Raw genomic sequence first — 20,166 nt, 5'->3', positions numbered from 1 at the left:
AGGCTTGCGGCCAGCCGCCTAGAATCCGGCCATGGCTAATCCGCAACTCAAGTGCAGTGTTCTGGTGCAGGTACTGCCCGAACATACCGACGCGCAACAGGGCGTTCACGCCTTCAGCTACCAAATCACGATTGAAAACATCGGCGACATCACGGCCCAGGTGATTGGCCGCCATTGGCACATCACCGATGCCCAAGGCACCGAGCAAACCGTTGACGGGCTGGCTCTGGTCGGCCACCAGCCGCTGCTGGCACCCGGCGAGAAGTTCCAGTACAGCTCCTGGGCCCAGATTGCGACTCCGCAAGGCAGCATGCATGGCCGGCTGCTCTGCGTCACCGAAGCCGCCGAAGTGTTCTACACCGAAGTGCCTGAGTTCATGCTCGCTGACAGCGGCGCCCTGCATTGATGGCTTGGTTTCAATCGGCGCCCAGCTGGGATCTCACCGCGCTGCTGAACGCAGCCGACCCGCGCGCCCGACTCGCTGACCGCAATTTGTGGCTGGCGCGCCTGCTGGAATGGCTGCGCCACCCGGCCCCGCGCGATGAGCTCGCCGGTGGCATCACGCCCTTGCCGGTGCTTCGCATCAAGCATTTGCTCAATGTGCTCGAACGTAACCCCGAGCATGCGCAGGCTTTTGCCGGGGTGTTGAATTCGATCTGGCGCGATGTGGATGCGATTGGCCTGTTTGCCGATGTGGGCTTCGCGCCGCGCGTCGACCTCTGGGCCGAGTTCATGCACCGCTTGCGCCAGCGCCTGCTGCCGCGCACCGCTGACACCACCGATCTGGCCGAACTCTTCGACCTGCTCTTCCCAGCCGAAGACGATGAACATTGGCTGATGGCCCTGGACGAGGACTTGCTCGCCCGCCTGAGCCGCTTGCTGCGCCAGCCTTCGACGGCGACGGCGACGACGACAGCCAGCGACATCGCCAACAAGGACTGGCAAGCCCCGATGCTGAGCGGCCTGACCACCTTGGTCAGCGCGGTGCGCGCCGACGGGCTGGCCGGCGTGCTGCGTCGGCGCATGAGCGCGGAGCTGCTGGTGGGCCAGCCCTTCGAACAACTGGCCAGTGCCTGTGATGATTTGGTGGACGCCTTGGGCGACAGCTCGCGCGATGCCGACGATGCTGCGACCGCGCAAGCGCTGCAATACCTGCGCGCGCTGCTGGATGCCTGCAGACGCGCGGCCGCCAGCATTCCGGACCATTTAGAAGCTCACGGCGTCTCGATCGAGATCGTGTTTGCGCTGGAGCAGATGCAGGCGCGCATTCTGCGCATCGAGGCCTTGCTGGACTGCTTGGTCGCCTCTCATCCGCAACGCGAGATGGCCCGCTTGTTGGCCAGCCTGGTGCGGGTGGTGCATGAGCGGCGCAGCATCAGCCAGCTTTTTTCCAGCCACTACTCGCTCTTGGCCCGCAAGGTGGCCGAGCGCAGCGCCGAAACCGGAGAGCACTACATCACCCGCGACCGCGCCGACTACCGCGCCATGCTCAAGCATGCGGCCGGGGGTGGCGCCATCATTGCCGGCACCACCTTCGCCAAGTTCAGCGTGGTCGCTTTAGGTCTGAGCGCGTTTTGGTCGGGCTTTTGGGCCGGGGCCAATTACGCGATGAGCTTTTTGATTATCCATTTGCTGCACTGGACGGTGGCCACCAAACAGCCCGCCATGACGGCGCCGGCCATGGCCCACAAGCTGGAGCATATTGACGATGAAGGCGGCCTGAACAGCTTTGTGGACGAGGTGGCCAACCTCTTGCGCTCGCAGTTCGCCGGCATCTTCGGCAACTTGGCGGTGGTAGCGCCCATCGTGCTGGGCGTGCAACTGTGCAGCTGGCTGCTGTTTGGCGCGCCGCTGGTGGGCGAGAAGCCGGCCCATTACGTCTTGCATTCGCTGACCCTGCTTGGACCCTCGGCGCTGTTCGCCGCCTTCACCGGTGTGCTGCTGTTCGCCAGCAGCATGGTGGCCGGCTGGGTGGAAAACTGGTTTGTACTACACCGGCTGGAAAGCGCCATCGCCTGGAACCCGGGAGTGATCGCCCGGCTCGGCAAAGCCCGCGCGCAGCGTTGGGCCCATTGGTGGCGCGACAACATCTCCGGCGTCGCCGCCAATGTCTCGCTGGGCATGATGCTGGGCCTGGTGCCAGTGCTGCTGAACTTCATCGGCCTGCCACTGGACGTGCGCCATGTGACCTTGTCCACCGGCCAACTCTTTGCCGCGATTGGCGCGCTCGGCTTCGACATCTTCCGCATGCACGAGTTCTGGTGGTGTGTGGCGGGTATCGCGCTGACCGGTGTGCTCAACTTGAGCGTCAGCTTTTATCTGGCCCTGAAGGTGGCGATGCGCTCACGCGGGGTGCGCCTGGCCGACCAGACGCGGCTGAGTTCGGCCATCTGGCGGCGTTTGCGCGAACAGCCGCGCAGCTTCTTCCTGCCCCCCAAGCGCGAACTGGCGCCGCAAGCGGAGTTGCCGCCCGATCAACGCTGATGATCGTCGGGCTCGGAGTCGGGGCGTCGCTCGCCCCCTTTGCGCCCCGAGAACATGGTCCACCAGATGATGAACACGAACAGCGCCAAGGCACCCAGCGCCTCCAGCAAAAGCAATCCCATCGCAGCCTCAATTTCCGCCAACAGCCCGATGAACAGGCGGCTGCGACAGGCTGCCGCAGCGCTGGCGATTCTAGGGGGCCTGGCCGGCTGCAGCACGCCCATGCCGCCGATGGACACGGGCAAGACACCCGCAGTGCGCAAGGTCGAAGCTGCCTCCGCACCGAGCATGCCGGTGAACAGCAGCGCCAGCTCACAGCCATCGACCGAAGGCCAGCGCGCGCGCGCCGTGCTGCTGCGCGATCGCTCACGCTGGGTGGAAGCCGATTGGAGCGAGCTGCCGGGCTGGGGCGCCGACCGGGCCGCTGAGCTATGGCCGGCCATGACCCGCAGCTGCGCGCGACCCGCGCCGGGCTGGACCGAGCTCTGCGCCCGCGTCAACCGAGCGCCCGCGCCGCAGGACGACGCCCAGGCCGCGCTGTGGTTGATGCAGCATTTGAAGCCCTACCGGGTGGAGAGCCACCAAGGAGAGGCGCAAGGCTTGGTGACCGGCTATTTCGAACCGATGCTGGATGCAACAAGGCGGCCGCTGGCCGGCTTTCAAGTGCCGGTGCTGGCACCGCCCGCCGACCTGAACCAACGACGCCCCTATTTCACCCGCCAGCAGATCGAGTCTGACCCGCAGCTGCGCAGCCGTTTGCGCGCGCATGAACTGGCGTTTCTGGAGGACCCGCTGGACCTGTTGGTGCTGCAGATCCAAGGCTCTGGGCGCTTACGCATCAACGACAGCGCGGGCCGACCTCAATGGGTGCGTATGGCTTTTGCGGGACATAACGAGCAGCCTTATCAGTCCATCGGCAAGACCTTGATCGAGCGCGGCGAGCTGCGCCCCGGCGAGGCCTCTTGGCCCAGCATCCGCGATTGGCTGAAACGCAATCCGCAGCAGGCGCGCGACTTGCTCTGGACAAATCCGCGCTACGTCTTTTTCCGCGAGGAGCCGCTGCCCGACCCCAATCTCGGCCCACGCGGCGCGCAAGGCGTGCCGCTCACACCCGGCCGCTCGATTGCCGTGGACAAAGCCAGCATTCCCTATGGCACACCGGTCTGGCTTGACGCCAGCGAGCCGCTCAGCGGCACACCGCTGCGCCGCTTGATGATGGCGCAAGACACCGGCAGCGCCATCACCGGCGCTGTACGCGCCGACTTCTTTTGGGGCTGGGGCCCTGAGGCTGAAGCGCAAGCCGGCCGGATGAAGCAGCCCCTGCGACTCTGGGCCCTGTGGCCAGCGGCGGGACTTTGAGGCGCGCGGCGCGCCGCAGCCTCACTCCTGAATCTGAACACCTTTCCAGAAGGCGTAGTGACCCTTGATCTCAGCGGCAGCCTCGGTGGGCTCGGGGTAGAACCAGACCGCGTCCGGGTTCATCTCGCCGTTGACGAACAGGCTCAGGTAGTGCGCCTGACCTTTCCAGGCGCAGCCGCTGCGATGGTTGCTGAAGCTGGTGTATTCACGCTTTAGTGAATCCGGCGGGAAGTAATGATTGCCTTCCACCATCACCGTGTTGGCGCTCTCGGCCACCACGACGCCATTCCAAACTGCCTTTGTCATGCCTGCGCTCCTCTAATCCATTCAAACCCTTGCAGTATCGGACAGGCCGCGAAGCGAAGCACCGACAATGCGGCGGTGAAACGCTATTACTCCCACCTCGACAAAGACATCTTCATCACCTCGGGTTCGGCCAAAGATCTGGCGCCCGGCAGCTTTGGCATCTGCGCCATTGATGGCGGCGCACAGGGCTGGTCCATCGTGCACATCGGTCCGGACGGCGATGCGGCTGACCTCGGTTGCGAGAGCTATTTCGCCACGCCCGAGGAGGCCCTGGACTTCGTCAAAGAGCTGATCGAGTTGATGGGCGCATAGCGCACAAGCCCGGGACATATTAGGCATATACCGGAGCGACTCGTCATCGTCTAGCACCTATGCTGGCGCACCTTTCGCTGCCCGACTGTTCCCGGTGATTCTTTCGCGTTTCTTGCCCTGCTCGCTACGACCCGTTTGCTTGAGCCTTTTGATCACCGCTTTGATCGCCCTGCCCATTCAGGCCCGCAGCAGCAATCTGTCGCCCCAAGTTCAGGTCAAGAACATTGTCTGGTTGACGCCAGACGCCACCCAGATCGGGTCGAATCGGGTCGGTTTCGGTGTGGCGGACAAGATGGTGAAGTTTGTGGCCAGCCAGTTGCCGGAGATCGAGCACAAGCTGGTGCGCGCCAATTCCAAGCGCAGCCTGCAAATGCTGGAGAGCGGCGAGGCGGCTTGCCACCCCTCTTTGATCCGCTCCAGTGAGCGCGAGCGCATTGCCTATTTCAGCAACACCTTGCTGCTGCCGCCGATGCAGCTGATCGTCCGCACCGACAAAGTCGAGGCCTTGCCCCGCGACGGCCAAGGTGCCGTGGATTTGAACCGTTTGTTGGCTGACCCCAATTTGCGCGGCGCCTTGACCGAACGGCGCAGCTACGGCGATTACATCGACGGCATCATCGCCACACGCCCTGAAAACAAGCGGGTGCAAAGCTATTCACCGGCTGACTTTGGCGGCAAGCTGCTGCAAATGTTGCTGGCCGACCGGGCCGACTACCTGATCGACTTCCCGACCAGCATGGATCTCATGCTCAACACACAGGCGTCGCGAAACGAGTCGCTGCAAGCGCTGCCCATCCAAGGAGCCACCGACTTCATGGTCATCGGCGTGGCCTGCCCGCGCAATGCCTGGGGCTTGGAAGCCATTCATGCCATCGACCGGGTCTTGAGCACCCCGGCCGGTGTGACGCTGATGCGCGAGTCTTCGGCGCGGCTCTTGCGGCCGGAAGCCCAGCGGGTCTGCAGCGCCAGACAAGAGGCCTTCTACAAAGACCGCGCCAAACCCAGCAAGTTTTTCTGAGGCGCGACGCTAGGCCGCCCGCCAAGCAAGAACAAGCGCTCATCTACACTTCTTTGGCCCGCCAGCCCTCGGACGACCGGACGCCATGAAAAAGAACTTGCTGCTTGCCTTGCTTCAAGGGCTGAGTCTTGCGCTCGGGTCCGCAGCCGGTTTGAGCCAGGCGCAAGAGGCCGCGGGTGCCAGCCCTGTTCGGCTCGATCACATCATCTGGCTGAAGGCCGACGCCAGCCGCAGCAACCCGACCCTGAACTTCATCGCCAAGAAGCTGCCGCAGATTCGACATGAAACCATGTCGACCAATTCGATACGCAGCTGGCAGATGATTCAGCGCGGCGAGCCCGCTTGCCGCCCCCTCACCGTGCGCACCGCAGCGCGCGAGGAAGAGGCCTATTTCGTCGACACCCAGCTGGCCGCGCCCGCTGAGTTGCTGGTCAGGCGCGACAAGCTCGCCCGGGTGCCGCGCAACAGTGCTGATGAAGTGGACTTGGTCCTGCTGCTCAAGAAAGCGCCGTTGCGAGGCGCGATCGCCCGTGGGCGCAGCTATGGCGAATACATCGACAGCGTATTGGCCCAACAGCCGCGCGGCCCCTATTTGGCCGACTACGCCACTCAGGGCTTTGGTGAGCGCCTGCAAGACATGCTGGCGCGCGGTCGGGCCGACTTCTGGATCGACATCAGTGGCGCATTGCTGCATATGCAAGCGCGTGATCTGCCGGTCGAGGACTTCATCGCCCTGCCCATCCAGGGGGCCACTCAGCCCATGCTGCTGGGCATCGCCTGCCCGCGCACGCCTTGGGGTTTGGCCGCAAGCCGCGCCATCGATCAGGTGCTGGGCACGCCCGAAGGCGCGGCCCATCTTCAGCAAGCCAGCGCCGGCTCGTTTGGTCCGGAGGCCTTGAAACGCCTGGGGCCGCAGATCGAACAGTTTTATCAGCGGCGCAGCAAGCCGCAGTTCTCAGACTGAGGGAGTTGCAAGCCTTAGCGCGACGCCAGCAGGTTGGCGCCCAAGGCCTCCGCCACCTCGATGCCGTCCACCCCAGCGGACATGATGCCGCCGGCATAACCCGCACCTTCACCGGCGGGGTAGAGGCCCTGCACATTGAGGCTTTGATAGTCGCGGCCGCGCGTGATGCGCAGCGGCGACGAAGTGCGCGTCTCCACGCCCGTCAAGACCGCGTCTGCGCGCGAGAAGCCCTTGATCTGTCGCTCGAAGGCCGGCAAGGCCTCGCGGATCGCATCCAGGCAATACTCGGGCAGGCTGCCGCGGCCTTTTTGCTGCAGATCGGTGAGGGTCACGCCGGGCTTGTAGGAGGGTTCCACATTGCCCAGCACCTTGGAGCGCTGGCGCTTGATGAAGTCACCCACCAAGGCGCCCGGCGCCTTGTAGCCGCCCTCGCCCAGCTCATAAGCACGGCTCTCCCAGATGCGCTGGAAGGCCATGCCGTCGAGCGGGCTGACCGGGCCTTCAAGCTTGCCGTCTTGCCGATAGTCTTGCGGGCTGATGCCCACCACGATGCCGGCGTTGGCATTGCGCTCATTGCGCGAATACTGGCTCATGCCATTGGTGACGACGCGCAGCGGCTCGCTGGTGGCAGCCACCACCGTGCCGCCGGGGCACATGCAAAAACTGTAGACCGAACGGCCATTCTTGGCGTGGTGCACCAGCTTGTAATCCGCCGCGCCCAAGATCGGGTGGCCGGCGCTGGCGCCGAAACGCGCCGCGTCAATCACGCTTTGCGGATGCTCGATGCGGTAGCCGATCGAGAAGGGCTTGGCCTCCATATAGACGCCGCGCTCGTACAACATCGTGAAGGTGTCGCGGGCGCTGTGGCCCAGAGCCAGCACCACATGATCAGAGTCGATCTGCTCGCCCGAGGCCAGGGTGACGCCGCGAATGTGCTTGCCCTTGGGGCCGTCTTCGATCAAGACGTCGCTGACCTTTTGCTCGAAGCGAATCTCGCCGCCCAGAGCCTCGATATCGGCGCGCATCTTGATCACCATGGACACCAAGCGGAAGGTGCCGATGTGAGGCTTGCTGACGAAGAGGATTTCTTCCGGTGCGCCGGCCTTGACGAACTCGGTCAAGACCTTGCGGGTCAGATGGCGCGGGTCGGAGATCTGGCTCCAGAGCTTGCCGTCCGAGAAGGTGCCGGCACCGCCCTCGCCGAATTGCACATTCGACTCCGGGTTCAGCTCGCTTTCGCGCCACAGGCCCCAGGTGTCTTTGGTGCGCTGGCGCACGTCTTTACCGCGCTCCAGCACGATGGGCCGCAAGCCCATCTGGGCCAGGATCAAGGCGGCAAAAATGCCGCAAGGGCCGAAGCCAATCACCAGCGGACGGCGCTGCGCCTCAGGCGTGTAGAAGTCCGCCGGCGCATGGCCAACAAACTTGTACTGGGTGTCCGGGCTGGGCTTGATGTGCGGGTCGCCCTCGAAGCGCACCAGTGCCGCCGCCTCGTCGCTCAGTTCGCAGTCGAGCGTGTAAATCAGCTGGATGGCCGACTTCTTGCGCGCGTCATAGCTGCGTTTGAAGACATGAAAGGCCAGCAAGTCGGCGTCAGTGCTCAGACCCAAACGCTGCACGACGGCGGGACGCAACTCGTCCTCGGTGTGATTCAGCGGCAGACGGAGTTCGGTGATACGAATCATGGCTGTCGTTCAGCGATTGAAGAAGGGGAAATGAGTGCGCTGGCGTGCGCGACCCATGCAAAAGCGTAGCGCAGAAATGAGATGAGGCCCTGAACGGGGCCTCATCTCATTTCCCTGCCCGACGTCGACCCGATGCGGGCGCCGACGTCAGTGACAAGCGACGGCAATCAGCCGCCGTTGCTGCAACGCTTGCCAGGGTTCTTCTTGCTGCGAGTGTGCGAACCACGCTCGAGGCTGCACTTCTGGCCACGGGGAGCAGTGAAAGTCACGCCCTTGGGGGCGACAGGGCGGGGGGTAGCGCGACGAGCGGCTTCGGTGATGATTTTGTTGCCCATGAATGGCTCCGGAACAAAGGATTGGTTGCAAAAAGCAAGGTTCACCAACCCCCTTACTAGTAAAACAAGTAAAGACGCGGCACTGATCGAGCAAGAAAATCGCCCAAACTCGACGCGGCAGAGTTGGAAAGAATCGAGCATTTTACTTTGGAATGCCGATTTGCCCAAACAGGCGCCGTATTTTCTTGTGCAACTTGACGCCTCGAGGTGGCAAAAACCGCTGCCCAAGACCTCAAAAAACAGCACTTTGCAGCGAGCGCTTGGCCGCTTCCCTGGTGCCGACCACACTGCGGACATGAAAAAGCACATGGATTGGCGGTCAACCCTGGCCCGATGCCGCGCCACCTTGCCGCTCGTGTTGTGGCTCAGCCTCAGCGCCTGCGCCTCACGCGTACCGGCTGCGGGTGACAGCCCGGAGCAGCAGCGCGAGCATCTGGCCGTTCAGTATGAATTGACGGCCGACGCTTGGGAGCGCCTGGGCTCAACCGAGCAAAGAGACCGCTATCGCCGGCTGGCCGAACAAACCCGCCAAGCGCCGCTGCAAGACCGCCGTTCTTCAGGAGGGCTGATTGAGGCCTTGGCGCATGCGCTGTTCGGGCCCAATGGAGGGAATGGGCGCAATGGTCAGGTCAGAAAGTAGCCCGCCGGCCTGTTCTCAGACCAAGGGGCCGGAGCGCGACTGGGCGTCGCGTTGCTCACGCCATAGCTGCAGGCGCTGCAAATCCATGGGCTTGGCGATGAAGTAGCCCTGCACCAAATCGCAACCGGTGGCACGAATGACGGCAAGCTCGGCTTCGTTCTCGACGCCCTCGGCAGTGACCGTCAAACCCAGGCTGTGCCCCAGCTTGACGATGGAGCCCAGCAACTCCTGACGCTTGGCGTCACCATCGACCCGGTCCACAAAGCTGCGATCCACTTTCAATTCGTGCACCGGCAGGCGCTGCAGATAGGCCAGCGAGGACTGGCCGGTGCCGAAGTCATCAATGGCCAGGCGCACGCCCAGCTTGCGCAGCGAATGCAAGACGCCAATCGGGTCCATGCCGCTGTCGAGCAGCCCCGTCTCGGTCAGTTCCAGTTGCAGCGCATGAGGCGGCACACCCGAGGCCGCCAACAAGGCCTCAACCCGCTCGGGCAAGGCTTCATCTTGCAGGTCCAGGGTCGATACATTGACCGCAATCGACAAAGGCCGCCCCTCGGCCTGCCAGGCCGCCAGCGTGCGCACCGCTTCTTCCAGCATCCACTGGGTCACCTGGCGGATGCGCCCGGTGCTTTCGGCAAAGGGAATGAACTCGCTGGGCGGCAGCCAGCCGCGCTGCGGGTGCTCCCAGCGCACCAAGGCCTCAACACCCAGCAGGCGGCCATCGACCGCAGACACTTTGGGCTGCAGGAACTGGCGCAACTGCCCTTGTTCGATGGCCTCTTGCAAGTCCGACAGCAAGCTCAGATGTGCCAGCCGCGAGGCTTCCAAATTGGGGTTGTAAACCGACACCGGCAAGCGCTGGCGTTTGGACTCGAACATGGCCTGCTCGGCGCGCCGCAGCAGGGCCTCGCAGCCTTCGGCATGGTCTGGGTACAGCGCCATGCCGACCGAGACCGACAAATCCAAGGTCTGGCCCTGCCAGCGGTGCTTGTGCTGCACCGCTGTTTGCACCTGTTCGGCCAATTGAGCCGCATCCTCCGCCTGATCCATCGGCACCAAGGCGACAAAAGTGCCGCCGGCCAATCGACCAAAAATAGCTTTGGCGTCCAGCATGCCGGAGAGTTTGCCGGCGGCGCTGACCAAGAGCGCGTCGCCAGCGTCGAAACCCAGCACGCTGTTGACGGTCTTCAAACGATCGACGTCCATGCACATCAAGACCGCCAAGCCGCGGATCTTGGACAAGCGCTCAAGCAACTCATCGCCATCGGCAATGAAACGCGAGCGCAGCGCCAGCCCGGTCAACATGTCCACATTGGCCATGCGCAGCAAACGCTGTTCACGCTCGCCGACGGCCTCAGCCACGGTATTCATCGCGGTAGACAAGCGCCCGACTTCGTCGCGGCTGCTGACGGGAATGCGGTGCGCGTAATGTCCGGCTGCGATCTCACGGGCACCCGCCTCAGTCAAGGACAGGGGCCGCACAATGCTGCGCGTCACCCACAAGGCCAGCGTGCCACCAACGGCCAAAGCCGCCAAGCACAGCAGCAGCACCGTGTTGCGATCGCGGTCGATTTGCCCACGCAGTTCTTGGGCCTGCTGCAGCGAAGCCACCTGTTCCAGGCTGGACAAGCTGCGAATCCCGTCGATCAAGAGGCTGAGCGCTTCCTCGGTCTTGCCGCCCAACATATCGAGTGCGGCGCCATGTTGATCGGCCTCGATCAGGTCCACCGTCTGACCGTAACGATGCCGGTATTGCTTCAGACGCTGTTGCACATTGAACCAGGCCTGGCGCCGCTCGCCGGCCGGCAAGCGCTGGTCCAGCAGGAGCATGGCGGAGTCGAGCTGCCGATTGGCCGCATCGATTTCGGTATAGGCCAAGACCCGGGTTTCGCGCTCGCTGCTGATCAAGACCAACAGCTTGCGCGCGGCGTCCTCGGCATTGGCGCTGACGTCGTTGATGCTCTCCAGGGTTTCGGCCTGCTCGCCCACCACGCGGGTGAAGGCGCGCGAAAAAGCATCCAGCCGAACCATCGTCAGCGCAGCCAAGGCCAACAAAGAGATCATCAGGACGGCAAAAGCCAGGCCCAGGCGCGTGCCGATGCGCTTGCTAAAGCGAATTCGCGATTCCATCAAGGCCATGTGGGTGGGGAGGTTGGGAGGCAGCGTCGCACACGGCAGCGGCAACATGAGCCCTGCCGCATCTTAGCCAGCTTGCCGCCGCACTGTCACCCAAGAAAGCGGGGCGAAATCAGTGCGTTTCTGCCCAACACTTCAGCATCAATCGGGCGCCAGCCAGGTTGGTGGCGCAGGGTACGTTGTGCACATCACAAGCACGCACCAGGGCGTTGATATCGGGCTCGTGCGGCTGCGGTGTCATCGGGTCGCGCAGAAAAATCACCGCATCGACTTGGCCCACAGCCAGCCGAGAGCCGATCTGCAAGTCGCCGCCCAAGGGGCCGCTGAGCATGCGCTCAATTTCCAGCCCCAATTCTTCATGCAGGCGCCGGCCGGTGGTACCGGTGGCCATCAAGGTGCAGGTTTTCAAAAAGGGCAAAAAGTTGGCGGCCAGGGCGACCATCTCGTTCTTCTTGCCATCGTGGGCGATCAGCGCAATCTTCATGCAGCCATCTTAAAGATTGAGGGTTACAGCAGAGCGTCAAGTCGCATGCGCTGCCCGCACAAAGCCTGCCGAGGCCTGCATCAGCTGCCGGGTGTAGTCGGCGCGAACCCGCTGCCCGGCCAGATCGCTCGCGGCCAGGGTCTCCACCTCGCGGCCCCGGTGCATCACCACCAGGCGCTCGCAAAGATGCGTGACTACGGCCAGATCATGGCTGACCATCAAGAAGCTCAGGCCGCGCTCGCGACGCAAGGTCTCCAGCAGGTTCAGCACCTCGGCTTGCACCGAGGCATCCAGCGCCGAGGTCGGTTCGTCCAGCAAGAGGATCTGCGGCTCTAGGATCAGGGCACGTGCAATCGCCACCCGCTGTCGTTGGCCACCGGAGAGTTGATGCGCATAGCGGAAGCGAAAGCCCTGCCCCAGGCCCACCGCGTCCAGCGCCGCTTCAATGCGGGCTTCGGGCTCGCCCAAGCGATGAATGGCCAAGGGTTCGGCCAACATGCGGTCCACGGTCTGGCGCGGATGCAGCGAGCCGTAAGGGTCCTGGAAGACCATCTGCACGGAGCGGCGGAAGGCCGCGCTGCCCGGAGCGGGCAGAGTGCTGCTGCCCTCGTTCTCAGAAACAAGACGGATCGTGCCGGCCGCACGCGGCACCAAGCCACAGACCGCACGCAAGATGGTCGACTTGCCCGAGCCAGATTCGCCCACCAGTCCCAAGCTCTCGCCCGGCGCCAGCGTCAAACTCAAATCATGGATGGCGGTGAAGTCGCCAAAGCGGACCTGCAAACCTTGGATGGACAGGCCCAAACCTTGCTGGCTTGTGCTCATACGCCGCCCTCCTTCCAAGCCTCTTGCCGCTGCAGCGTCGGCAGCGGGTGACGCGGCTGATGCAAGCGCGGCAAGCAGTTCAGCAGGCCTTGGGTATAGGGGTGCTGGGCCTCATGCAAACGGCTGGCCTCGATTTCTTCGACCACCCGGCCGGCGTACATCACCAAGATGCGGTCGCAAAAACTCGAGACCAGACGCAGATCGTGCGAAATGAAGATCAGCCCCATGCCGCGCAGGCGGACCAGCTTGTCGAGAATGCCCAGCAGCTGCAACTGCACCGTCACATCCAGGGCCGAGGTGGGCTCGTCGGCGATCAAGAGTTGCGGCTCGGCAATCAGCATCATGGCCATCATCACCCGCTGACCCATGCCGCCCGAGACCTCATGCGGGTAAAGCCGGCTGACGCGCGCCGGGTCTTCAATCGCCACATCGCTCAAGGCCTGCAAGACGCGCAACTGCACCTCGGCGCGGCTGAAGCGGTGGTGGGCCAGCAAGGTCTCGGCGATCTGCTCGCCGATGCGCATGACCGGGTTGAGCGAATACTTCGGGTCTTGCAAAACCATGGCGATGCGCTGACCGCGCAGCGAACGCCGCTCGGCAGGGCTGCAGTGCAACAGGTCGACGCCTTGAAAGTCCAAACGCTCGGCGCTGATGCGCGCCTCTGGTGCCGAGAGGCCCATGATGGCCCGGCCGGTCTGCGACTTGCCCGAGCCCGACTCGCCCACAATGCCCAGGCGCTCGCGCCCCAGGGTGAAAGACACGCCGCGCACCACCTCATGGACGCCGCCATCGCGCAGCGGAAAGGCCACGCGCAGGTTTTCGACGCTCAACATCGCTTCTTCACGCATCATTCACCCGCCTTGGGATCGAGCGCATCGCGCAGTCCATCGCCCAGCAAGTTGAAGGCCAGGCTGACGATGAAGATGGCAAGACCTGGCCCCGCGGCCACCCACCATTGGTCGAGCACATATTGGCGGCCGGCGGCGATCATGGCGCCCCATTCCGGCATTGGCGGCTGCGCGCCCAGGCCCAGAAAGCCGAGGCCCGCAGCGGTCAAGATGATGCCGGCCATGTCCAGCGTCACCCGCACGATCACCGAGGGCAGGCACAGCGGCATGATGTGGCGCAAGACCACCCGCGCCTTAGAGGCGCCCATCAGTTGCACCGCGGAGATGTAGTCAGCATTGCGAATGCTCAGGGTCTCGGCCCGCGCAATCCGGGCATAAGGCGGCCAGGAGGTGATGGCAATGGCCAGCACTGCGTTCTCAATGCCTGGGCCCAGTGCGGCCACAAAAGCCAGGGCCAAGATCAAGCGCGGGAAGGCCAAGAAGATATCGGTCACCCGCATCAGCACCGCATCGGCCCAGCCGCCCAAGAAGCCGGCCAAGCTGCCCACCAACAAACCAATCGGCGCGGCCAGCAAGGCCACCAAGGTGACCACAAACAGCGTGATGCGCGAGCCGTGAATCAGGCGCGAGAGGATGTCGCGGCCCTGGTCATCGGTACCCAACCAATGGGCGATTGAGGGCGGCAGCAAACGGCTCGTCATCAAGTCACCCACCTCGGGCCGATAGGGTGCCAGCCAGGGCGCTAGCGCCGCCACCAGACCCAAGACCAGGATGATGAACAAGCCCAGCAGCGCCAGCCGATTGCGCGCAAACGCACACCAGCCGGCATAGGCCCGGCCCAGCGCGGCTTGGCGCCGCGAGGCGGGCCGCTCGCTCATCAGCCAGGCTTTCAGGCCGCTCGCAGGGAGGGATGTTTCAATCGAGCTCATCGGGTGCGCGGGTCCAAAAGCCGGTACATCAGGTCCGAAAACAGATTCAAGGCGATGAAGACCGAACCCACCACCAGCGTGCCGCCCAGCACCGCGTTCATATCGGCGTTCTGCAAAGAGTTGGTGATGTAAAGACCCAGGCCCGGCCAAGCGAACACGGTCTCGGTCAGCACCGAGCCTTCCAACAAGCCGGCATAACTGAGCGCCACCACGGTCACCAAGGGCACGGCCGCATTGCGCAAGGCATGGGCCCAGATGATGCGGGCCTCGCTCAAGCCCTTGGCGCGCGCGGCCACGATGTACTCCTGGCTCAGCTCTTTCAACATAAAGCTGCGCGTCATGCGGCTGATATAGGCCATCGAGAAATAACCAAGCAAGCACGCGGGCAGGGCCAGATGGGCCAGGGCGCTGCGCATGGCCTGCCATTCGCCGGCCAAGGCCGCGTCCACCAGCAAAAGGCCGCTGTGGGTTGGCACGCTGTAGGCAAAGCCGATGCCGATGCGCCCCGGGCCGCCGACCCAATCAAGCTTGGCATAGAAGATCACCAAGCCCATCAAGCCCAGCCAAAAGATCGGCACCGAATAGCCGACCAGACCCATCACCCGCACCAACTGGTCTGCCAAGCGGCCGCGCCGCACCGCGGCCCAGACACCCAAGGGAATGCCGAACAGGGTGCCAATCAAAATGCCCACGGTGGCCAATTCCATCGTGGCCGGAAAGACCCGCTTGATGTCATCAATCACCGGGCGCCCGGTCAGCACTGAGCTGCCGAAGTCGCCGCGCAAGACCTTGCCCACATAGTCGAGGAACTGCTGCCACAAAGGCTGATTCAGGCCCATGGCCTCGCGCATCTCGGCCATTTGCGCTTCCGTGGCGCGGTCGCCCAGCACGGCCAGCACCGGGTCCACCGGCACCACGCGGCCGATAAAGAAGGTCACCGCCAGCAGGCCCAAATAGGTGAGCAACAGCACGGGCACAAAACGCGCCAAGGCCAGACCGGCTTGGCGCCAAGGGGATGCAAGTGCGCTACTCATGCCTTGCTCACCGGCGCCATCAAGGTGGTCTCAGAAGTCGGGCCGATGCGAAAGCCCTGCACCTGGCGGCGCACACCGGCCACCTGGGTTTGCTGAAAAATCATCACAAAAGGGCTGCTGCGGCGGAACTCGGCCTGCAGCGTTTCATACATCTGGATGCGGCGCTGCGGGTCTTGCTCCAAGACGGCGGCATCGCTCTGGCGGGTCAGCTCGGGGATCTCCCAGCTATTGCGCCAGCTCAGCGGCCGGTTCTTGGCATCGTCGCGATTGTCGGGGTTGCGGGTGAAGGTGTCGGCATTGGTGTGAGGGTCCCAATAGTCGCAACCCCAGTCGCCAATGAAAAGCTCATGGCGACGGTTGCGGTACTTGGTCAGCACCTGCTTGCCATCGCCGGGAATGATCTCGATCTGAATGCCGGCGCGCCCCGCCGTTTGTTGGATGGCCTCGGCAATGCCTTGCACCGGCTGCACCGTGCGCACATCCATGCTGATCTTGAAGCCCTGCGACAGACCGGCCTTGGCCAGTAGCGCGCGCGCGCGATCGACGTCCAAGCGGAAGGGCTGCTCGCGGCTGGCGCCCAGCAGGCCCAGCGGCAAGAAGTTCTGATGCGGCACGCCGATGCCCTTGATCAGCGTGGCGCCGATGGCTTCATAGTCCACCAACCATTTGAAAGCCTCGCGCACCTCGGGCTTGGCCAGCAGAGGATGGCGCTGGTTCAGGCCCAGGTAGTAGAGCGAGCCCTTGGGCGTTTGGGTCAGCTGGATTTCTGAACTCTTGGCCAGCGCCAGCAAGTCCTGCGGTGCCAGATTGCGAGCGATATCGACATCGCCTTTTTCCAGCAGCAGACGCTGGGTGGCAGCTTCCTTCACATGGCGGTAAATCACCCGCGCCAGGCTGGGTTTGGGGCCATGGAATTGCTCGTTACGTTCCAGCACCAGGATTTCATTGGCACGCCAGTCGCGCAGAGTCCAGGGGCCGGAGCCGGCATGGTTGAGCTTTAGCCAGGCGGCACCCCAGTCTTCGTTCTGGGCCTTGGCCAAGAGCAGGCGCTTGTCCACCACCGAGGCCACGGTGGCCGTCAGGCAGTTCAGCACAAAGCTGGGCGCGAAGGGCTTGCCAATCTGCAATTGCAAAGTCAGCGGGCCGGTCTGGCGCACCTTCTCTTCGACATTGCTCTTGCTCAGGCCCAGCTGGGTCAAGATGAAGGCCGGGGTCTTGTCCATGCGCACCGCGCGCTGCAAGGAGAACACCACGTCCTCGGCCGTCAGGGCATTGCCGGAGGCGAAACGCAGGCCGGGCTTGAGGGTGAAACTGAAGACCTGGCCGTCGGCGGAAACCTCCCAGCTTTGCGCCAGCACGCCAAAGACCTCGCCCGGCGCGTCCAAGTTCAGCCCGACCAGGCGCTCGTAGGTATTCCCCAAGACCTCGCCGCCGGAGACTTCGAAAGAAGCCGCCGGGTCCAGGGTGATGATGTCGTCAAAGGCGAAAGCCTGAACCAGGGTGTCTTTGGGCGTGCCGACATGGCTGCAACCGGCGACCCAGGTACCCAAACCCAGCATGGCAGTGCTGGCGAGCAGGGTTCGGCGGTCGGGGTTCGATACAGGCATGGACAAGGTCAGCAAGGGCTCAAAAGCAAGGCCCGCATTGTGCGGCAAGCTGTGGGGCGCTTCGCAAAGCGGCGCGGACGAAGCTCAGCGCAACAGCAGGGTCGGCCCCCACTCAATCATGGCCGAGCAGTTCTGAGGCCAGCTCCGCGCCGATCAATGCCGTCAAGGGCGCGGGCCGATGCAACAAATAGCCTTGCGAGAAGTCGACGCCAATCTCGCGCAAGCGCTGCAAGACCGCCGGGTTGTCCACATACTCAGCGACGGTTTGCATGCCCACCACCTGGGCCACATCGACAAAGCAGCGCACGGCCGCCTCATCGAGCGGATCGCTGACCAGGTCGCGCACAAACTGGCCGTCGATCTTCAGATAGTCGACTTGCAAGTTCTTCAAATAGCCAAATGAAGACGCACCGGCGCCAAAGTCATCCAAAGCGCCGCGCACACCGAGCTCACGCGCCTGCTCGATGAACAAAGCCGCATCGGCCAGGCTGGTAATGGCGGCGGTCTCGGTGATCTCCAGGCAGAGGCGCTGGCACAAATCCGGCCCGGCTTCCCGCAAGGCTTCGAGCGCCCAGCGATGAAAAGCACGGTCGCCGATCGACTGGCCGGACAGGTTGACGCTGAGCATCTCCACCTCCGCCAAGCGGGGCTCGGCGCGCATCCAGGCCAACACCCGGCTGAGCACCCAGCGATCGATGCGGGTAGCAAGATTGAATCGCTCGGCGGCCGGCAAAAAGGCGCCCGGCAGGATCAGATGGCCTTCGGCATCCACCATGCGCAGCAAGACTTCGGCATGCAGGCCTGGCGGCTTATCAACCGGATGCTCTTGCAAGTCCATGGTTTCGATGCGCTGGGCGAACAGCACGAACAAGTCTTCGTCGAGCGCATGTTCAATGCGGGTGGTCCACTGCATCTCGCCGTGGCGGGCATGCATGGCCTGATCGGTGTCAAACCAGGTGTGCACCCGATTGCGCCCCGAGTCCTTGGCGGCATAACAAGCAGTATCAGCGGCTTGCAAAATCGCCGCCGTGGTGGACCAACGCTTATTGATGGGCACCAGGCCGATACTGGCGCCGATGCGAAAACGCCGCTGGTCGTGCACAAAGCGGAAGTCTTCCATGCGGTCGCAGACCTGCTGGGCCACCCGCTGGGCCTGCGCCGGCGAGCAATGCTCCAACAGGGCCGCAAACTCATCGCCCCCTAAACGGGCCAAGGTATCGCGGCTGCGCACCGCCTCGCCCAACATGCCCGCGACCTGCTGCAAGAGCTGGTCACCGACCGCGTGGCCGCAGGCGTCGTTGACCAGTTTGAATTGATCCAGATCGATGTAAAGCAACGCATGCTGGCTGCGATCGCCCTGCGCTTGCTCCAAGACGCGGCGCAGGCGCAGCTCAAACTCGCTGCGATTGATCAAGCCGGTCAGCGGGTCATGGGTGGCGCGGTAGTTCATCTCGCCGCTGAGGCGGCGCTGCTCGGTCACATCATGAAAGACCAGCACGACGCCGAAGACCTCGCCCCGCTCATTGCGGATCGGCGCCACCGAGTCCTGCACGCCGAACTCCTCCCCTTGGCGAGAGATCAACAAGCTGTGGCGTGCCTGGGTCAGCGTCTTGCCCTCTTGCAAGCAGAGCTTCACCGGGTTCGGCGTCACCGCGCGGGTGTTCTCGTCGATGATGTGAAACACCTGCTCCAGCGCCCGTCCCTTGGCCTCGTCGGCCCCCCAACCGGTCAGACGTTCGGCGGTCGGATTCATCCAGACGACCTGGCCCTTGGCGTCGGTGGTGATGACGGCGTCGCCAATCGATCGCAAAGTCACCAAGAGCAACTCATGCTGCTCGGCCAGCACCGCGCCCATGCGCGCGGCCATTTCCTCGGCCAGGCGGCGGATCTGGGTCAGATCCCAGTTGGTGCCGACCATGCGCAAGACCTGACCCTGCTCGCCATGCACCAGGCGCGCCGAGCCCCGCAGGTGATGGACGCTGCCATCGGACCACACCACGCGAAACTCAGTATCCAAGGGCTTCAAGCCCTGAATGGCCTCGTGCACCTCGCCTTCGACGCGAACCCGATCTTCCGGATGCAAACAGGCGGCCCAATGGGCGTAACTGATAGGCGCCGCGCTGGGCTCCATGCCGTAGAGGCGGTGCATCCAAGCATCCCAGACCAGGCCGCCGCTGCGCAAGTCCAGTTCCCAGATGCCGATGCGGCCGCTGTCCAAGGCCATGCTCAACCGCGCCTCGCTCTGGCGCAGCTGCTCTTGTGCGCGCAGGCGCTCGCTGATGTCTTGCGCTGCGCCCACATGGCCGATCAGCTCATCGGCCTTGCCCAGCACCGGCCGACTTCGAACATGTACATGGCGCAAGCCACCGGTGGGCGGCGACACCCGAAACTCCATTTCAAACTCGCGCTGCGAGCGGGCACAGGCCAACCATTGCTGCAAGACGCGCGCCTGATCTTGCGGATGCACCGCCTGCAACCAGCCTTGCTGCTGGCTTTGCGCCAGGCTCAAGCCAAAAATCTCTTGCCAGCGCGGGTTGGTGTAGGTGCAAGCGCCACTGGCATTGGCATGGAACACGCCCACGGGCGCGGCCTCATTGAGAGTCCGAAACCAGGCGTCTCGTTCGGCCAGTTCGGCCGCCATGTGCAGCTCTGCCTGCACACGCTGGCGCATCTCCAAAGCGTAGACCACGGCATCGGCCAAATGGATCAAGACAGATGCTTGCTGGGGGCTCAGGCGCCGGGGCTGCATGTCCAACACACACAAGGTGCCCAGGGCTTGGCCGCTGCGCAAACGCAAGACCACCCCTGCGTAAAAACGCAAGCCGACCGGCCCGCGCACCGCAGGCAGATCGCAAAAACGCGGATCCTGGCTGGCGTCTTCCACCTCAAACAAGCCGCCCGCCACCAGCGCATGGGCACAAAAAGCCTCGTCGCGCGGCAATTCGTCCAGGCCTTCAAGACCGACGCCGGCCTTGAACCAAACACGTTTTTCATCTACCAGGCCGATTCGGGCAATCGGGCTGGCGCAAGCCAATGCGGCGGCTTGAACCAAGGCGTCAAATTCGGGCTCGGGCTGGCTGTCCAGCACCCCCAAACTGCGCAAGGCACTCAGTCTTTCTGATTCCAGATAGGGCACAGGTGCTGCCGGCATCTTTAACCCCCAAAGGCTGCATAGCACTTGTTTTCTACGGCATATTGTG

18 protein-coding genes are annotated in these 20,166 nt (G+C 63.7%); 7 read left to right on the top strand and 11 right to left on the bottom strand.

All coding sequences use genetic code 11. The annotated features are described in order from the left end of the window. Positions 1-31: 31 nt before the first annotated feature. Entirely contained in the window at positions 32-406 is a 375-nt protein-coding gene (apaG, locus tag LNV06_RS14500; protein ID WP_263538997.1) for a Co2+/Mg2+ efflux facilitator ApaG/CorD, read from the top strand. Next, a complete protein-coding gene (tlpB, locus tag LNV06_RS14495) occupies positions 406-2,484 on the top strand; it encodes a transporter-like protein TlpB (RefSeq protein ID WP_263538996.1) in 2,079 nt (692 codons plus the stop codon). The genes apaG and tlpB overlap by 1 nt, the downstream gene beginning before the upstream one ends. On the opposite strand, the gene LNV06_RS14490 is transcribed toward tlpB, so the two are convergent. Next, positions 2,475-2,606 carry a hypothetical protein gene (locus LNV06_RS14490; protein ID WP_263538995.1) on the bottom strand — a complete coding sequence of 44 codons (132 nt, stop codon included), beginning with the start codon at positions 2,604-2,606 and terminating at the stop codon, positions 2,475-2,477. The genes tlpB and LNV06_RS14490 overlap by 10 nt on opposite strands. Before the next feature lie 28 nt (positions 2,607-2,634). Here LNV06_RS14490 and mltA point away from each other — a divergent pair, with 28 nt between their 5' ends. Continuing rightward, the gene (gene mltA / locus LNV06_RS14485) at positions 2,635-3,843 is read left to right on the top strand and encodes a murein transglycosylase A (protein WP_263538994.1); all 1,209 of its coding nucleotides are present in this window, start codon (positions 2,635-2,637) and stop codon (positions 3,841-3,843) included. 21 nt (positions 3,844-3,864) lie between these two features. Here the strand turns inward: mltA and LNV06_RS14480 are convergent, their stop codons facing one another. Next, positions 3,865-4,149 (bottom strand): DUF427 domain-containing protein, encoded by a 285-nt coding sequence (locus LNV06_RS14480; RefSeq protein ID WP_263538993.1) that lies wholly within the window; start codon positions 4,147-4,149, stop codon positions 3,865-3,867. A 75-nt stretch (positions 4,150-4,224) separates the two neighbouring features. Between LNV06_RS14480 and LNV06_RS14475 the strand changes: the two genes are divergently transcribed. The 3 genes from LNV06_RS14475 (at position 4,225) to LNV06_RS14465 (ending at position 6,443) form a co-directional block, all read left to right on the top strand. Next, the gene (locus LNV06_RS14475; protein ID WP_263538992.1) at positions 4,225-4,461 is read left to right on the top strand and encodes a hypothetical protein; all 237 of its coding nucleotides are present in this window, start codon (positions 4,225-4,227) and stop codon (positions 4,459-4,461) included. A gap of 139 nt (positions 4,462-4,600) precedes the next feature. Further along, the gene (locus tag LNV06_RS14470; protein WP_263538991.1) at positions 4,601-5,479 is read left to right on the top strand and encodes a TIGR02285 family protein; all 879 of its coding nucleotides are present in this window, start codon (positions 4,601-4,603) and stop codon (positions 5,477-5,479) included. Positions 5,480-5,564: 85 nt separating this feature from the next. Further along, positions 5,565-6,443 carry a hypothetical protein gene (locus LNV06_RS14465; RefSeq protein ID WP_263538990.1) on the top strand — a complete coding sequence of 293 codons (879 nt, stop codon included), beginning with the start codon at positions 5,565-5,567 and terminating at the stop codon, positions 6,441-6,443. Positions 6,444-6,457: 14 nt separating this feature from the next. Here LNV06_RS14465 and LNV06_RS14460 read toward each other — a convergent pair whose 3' ends face one another. Beyond that, positions 6,458-8,128: an NAD(P)/FAD-dependent oxidoreductase gene (locus tag LNV06_RS14460; protein ID WP_263538989.1), complete on the bottom strand. Its 1,671-nt coding sequence runs from the start codon at positions 8,126-8,128 to the stop codon at positions 6,458-6,460. 318 nt (positions 8,129-8,446) lie between these two features. On the opposite strand from LNV06_RS14460, the gene LNV06_RS14455 reads away from it, so the two are divergent. Continuing rightward, positions 8,447-9,103: a hypothetical protein gene (locus LNV06_RS14455; RefSeq protein ID WP_263539151.1), complete on the top strand. Its 657-nt coding sequence runs from the start codon at positions 8,447-8,449 to the stop codon at positions 9,101-9,103. A gap of 15 nt (positions 9,104-9,118) precedes the next feature. On the opposite strand, the gene LNV06_RS14450 is transcribed toward LNV06_RS14455, so the two are convergent. The 8 genes from LNV06_RS14450 to LNV06_RS14415 all read right to left on the bottom strand — a co-directional run bounded on the left by LNV06_RS14450 (position 9,119) and on the right by LNV06_RS14415 (position 20,117). Further along, entirely contained in the window at positions 9,119-11,233 is a 2,115-nt protein-coding gene (locus LNV06_RS14450; RefSeq protein WP_263538988.1) for a putative bifunctional diguanylate cyclase/phosphodiesterase, read from the bottom strand. A 118-nt stretch (positions 11,234-11,351) separates the two neighbouring features. After that, positions 11,352-11,723, bottom strand: coding sequence for a methylglyoxal synthase (locus LNV06_RS14445; protein WP_263538987.1), 372 nt, complete (start codon positions 11,721-11,723; stop codon positions 11,352-11,354). Between the two features lie 36 nt (positions 11,724-11,759). Then, positions 11,760-12,548, bottom strand: a complete 789-nt coding sequence (locus LNV06_RS14440; protein ID WP_263538986.1) for an ABC transporter ATP-binding protein — start codon at positions 12,546-12,548, stop codon at positions 11,760-11,762. Continuing rightward, positions 12,545-13,399 carry an ABC transporter ATP-binding protein gene (locus tag LNV06_RS14435; RefSeq protein ID WP_263538985.1) on the bottom strand — a complete coding sequence of 285 codons (855 nt, stop codon included), beginning with the start codon at positions 13,397-13,399 and terminating at the stop codon, positions 12,545-12,547. Before LNV06_RS14435 ends, LNV06_RS14440 begins: the two co-directional genes overlap by 4 nt. After that, the gene (gene nikC / locus LNV06_RS14430) at positions 13,396-14,325 is read right to left on the bottom strand and encodes a nickel transporter permease (RefSeq protein ID WP_263538984.1); all 930 of its coding nucleotides are present in this window, start codon (positions 14,323-14,325) and stop codon (positions 13,396-13,398) included. The genes LNV06_RS14435 and nikC overlap by 4 nt, the downstream gene beginning before the upstream one ends. Further along, the gene (locus LNV06_RS14425; RefSeq protein WP_263538983.1) at positions 14,322-15,359 is read right to left on the bottom strand and encodes an ABC transporter permease; all 1,038 of its coding nucleotides are present in this window, start codon (positions 15,357-15,359) and stop codon (positions 14,322-14,324) included. Before LNV06_RS14425 ends, nikC begins: the two co-directional genes overlap by 4 nt. Next, positions 15,356-16,966, bottom strand: a complete 1,611-nt coding sequence (locus tag LNV06_RS14420; RefSeq protein WP_263538982.1) for an ABC transporter substrate-binding protein — start codon at positions 16,964-16,966, stop codon at positions 15,356-15,358. The genes LNV06_RS14425 and LNV06_RS14420 overlap by 4 nt, the downstream gene beginning before the upstream one ends. A gap of 112 nt (positions 16,967-17,078) precedes the next feature. After that, complete coding sequence (locus LNV06_RS14415; RefSeq protein WP_263538981.1) at positions 17,079-20,117, bottom strand: EAL domain-containing protein; 3,039 nt, start codon at positions 20,115-20,117, stop codon at positions 17,079-17,081. Between the last annotated feature and the right edge of the window lie 49 nt (positions 20,118-20,166).

Source organism: Paucibacter sp. Y2R2-4, from assembly GCF_025717535.1.
GTDB lineage: Bacteria > Pseudomonadota > Gammaproteobacteria > Burkholderiales > Burkholderiaceae_C > Paucibacter_A.
Note: the sequence above shows the minus strand (reverse complement) of the source record. Positions and strands in the feature narration are given on the sequence as shown.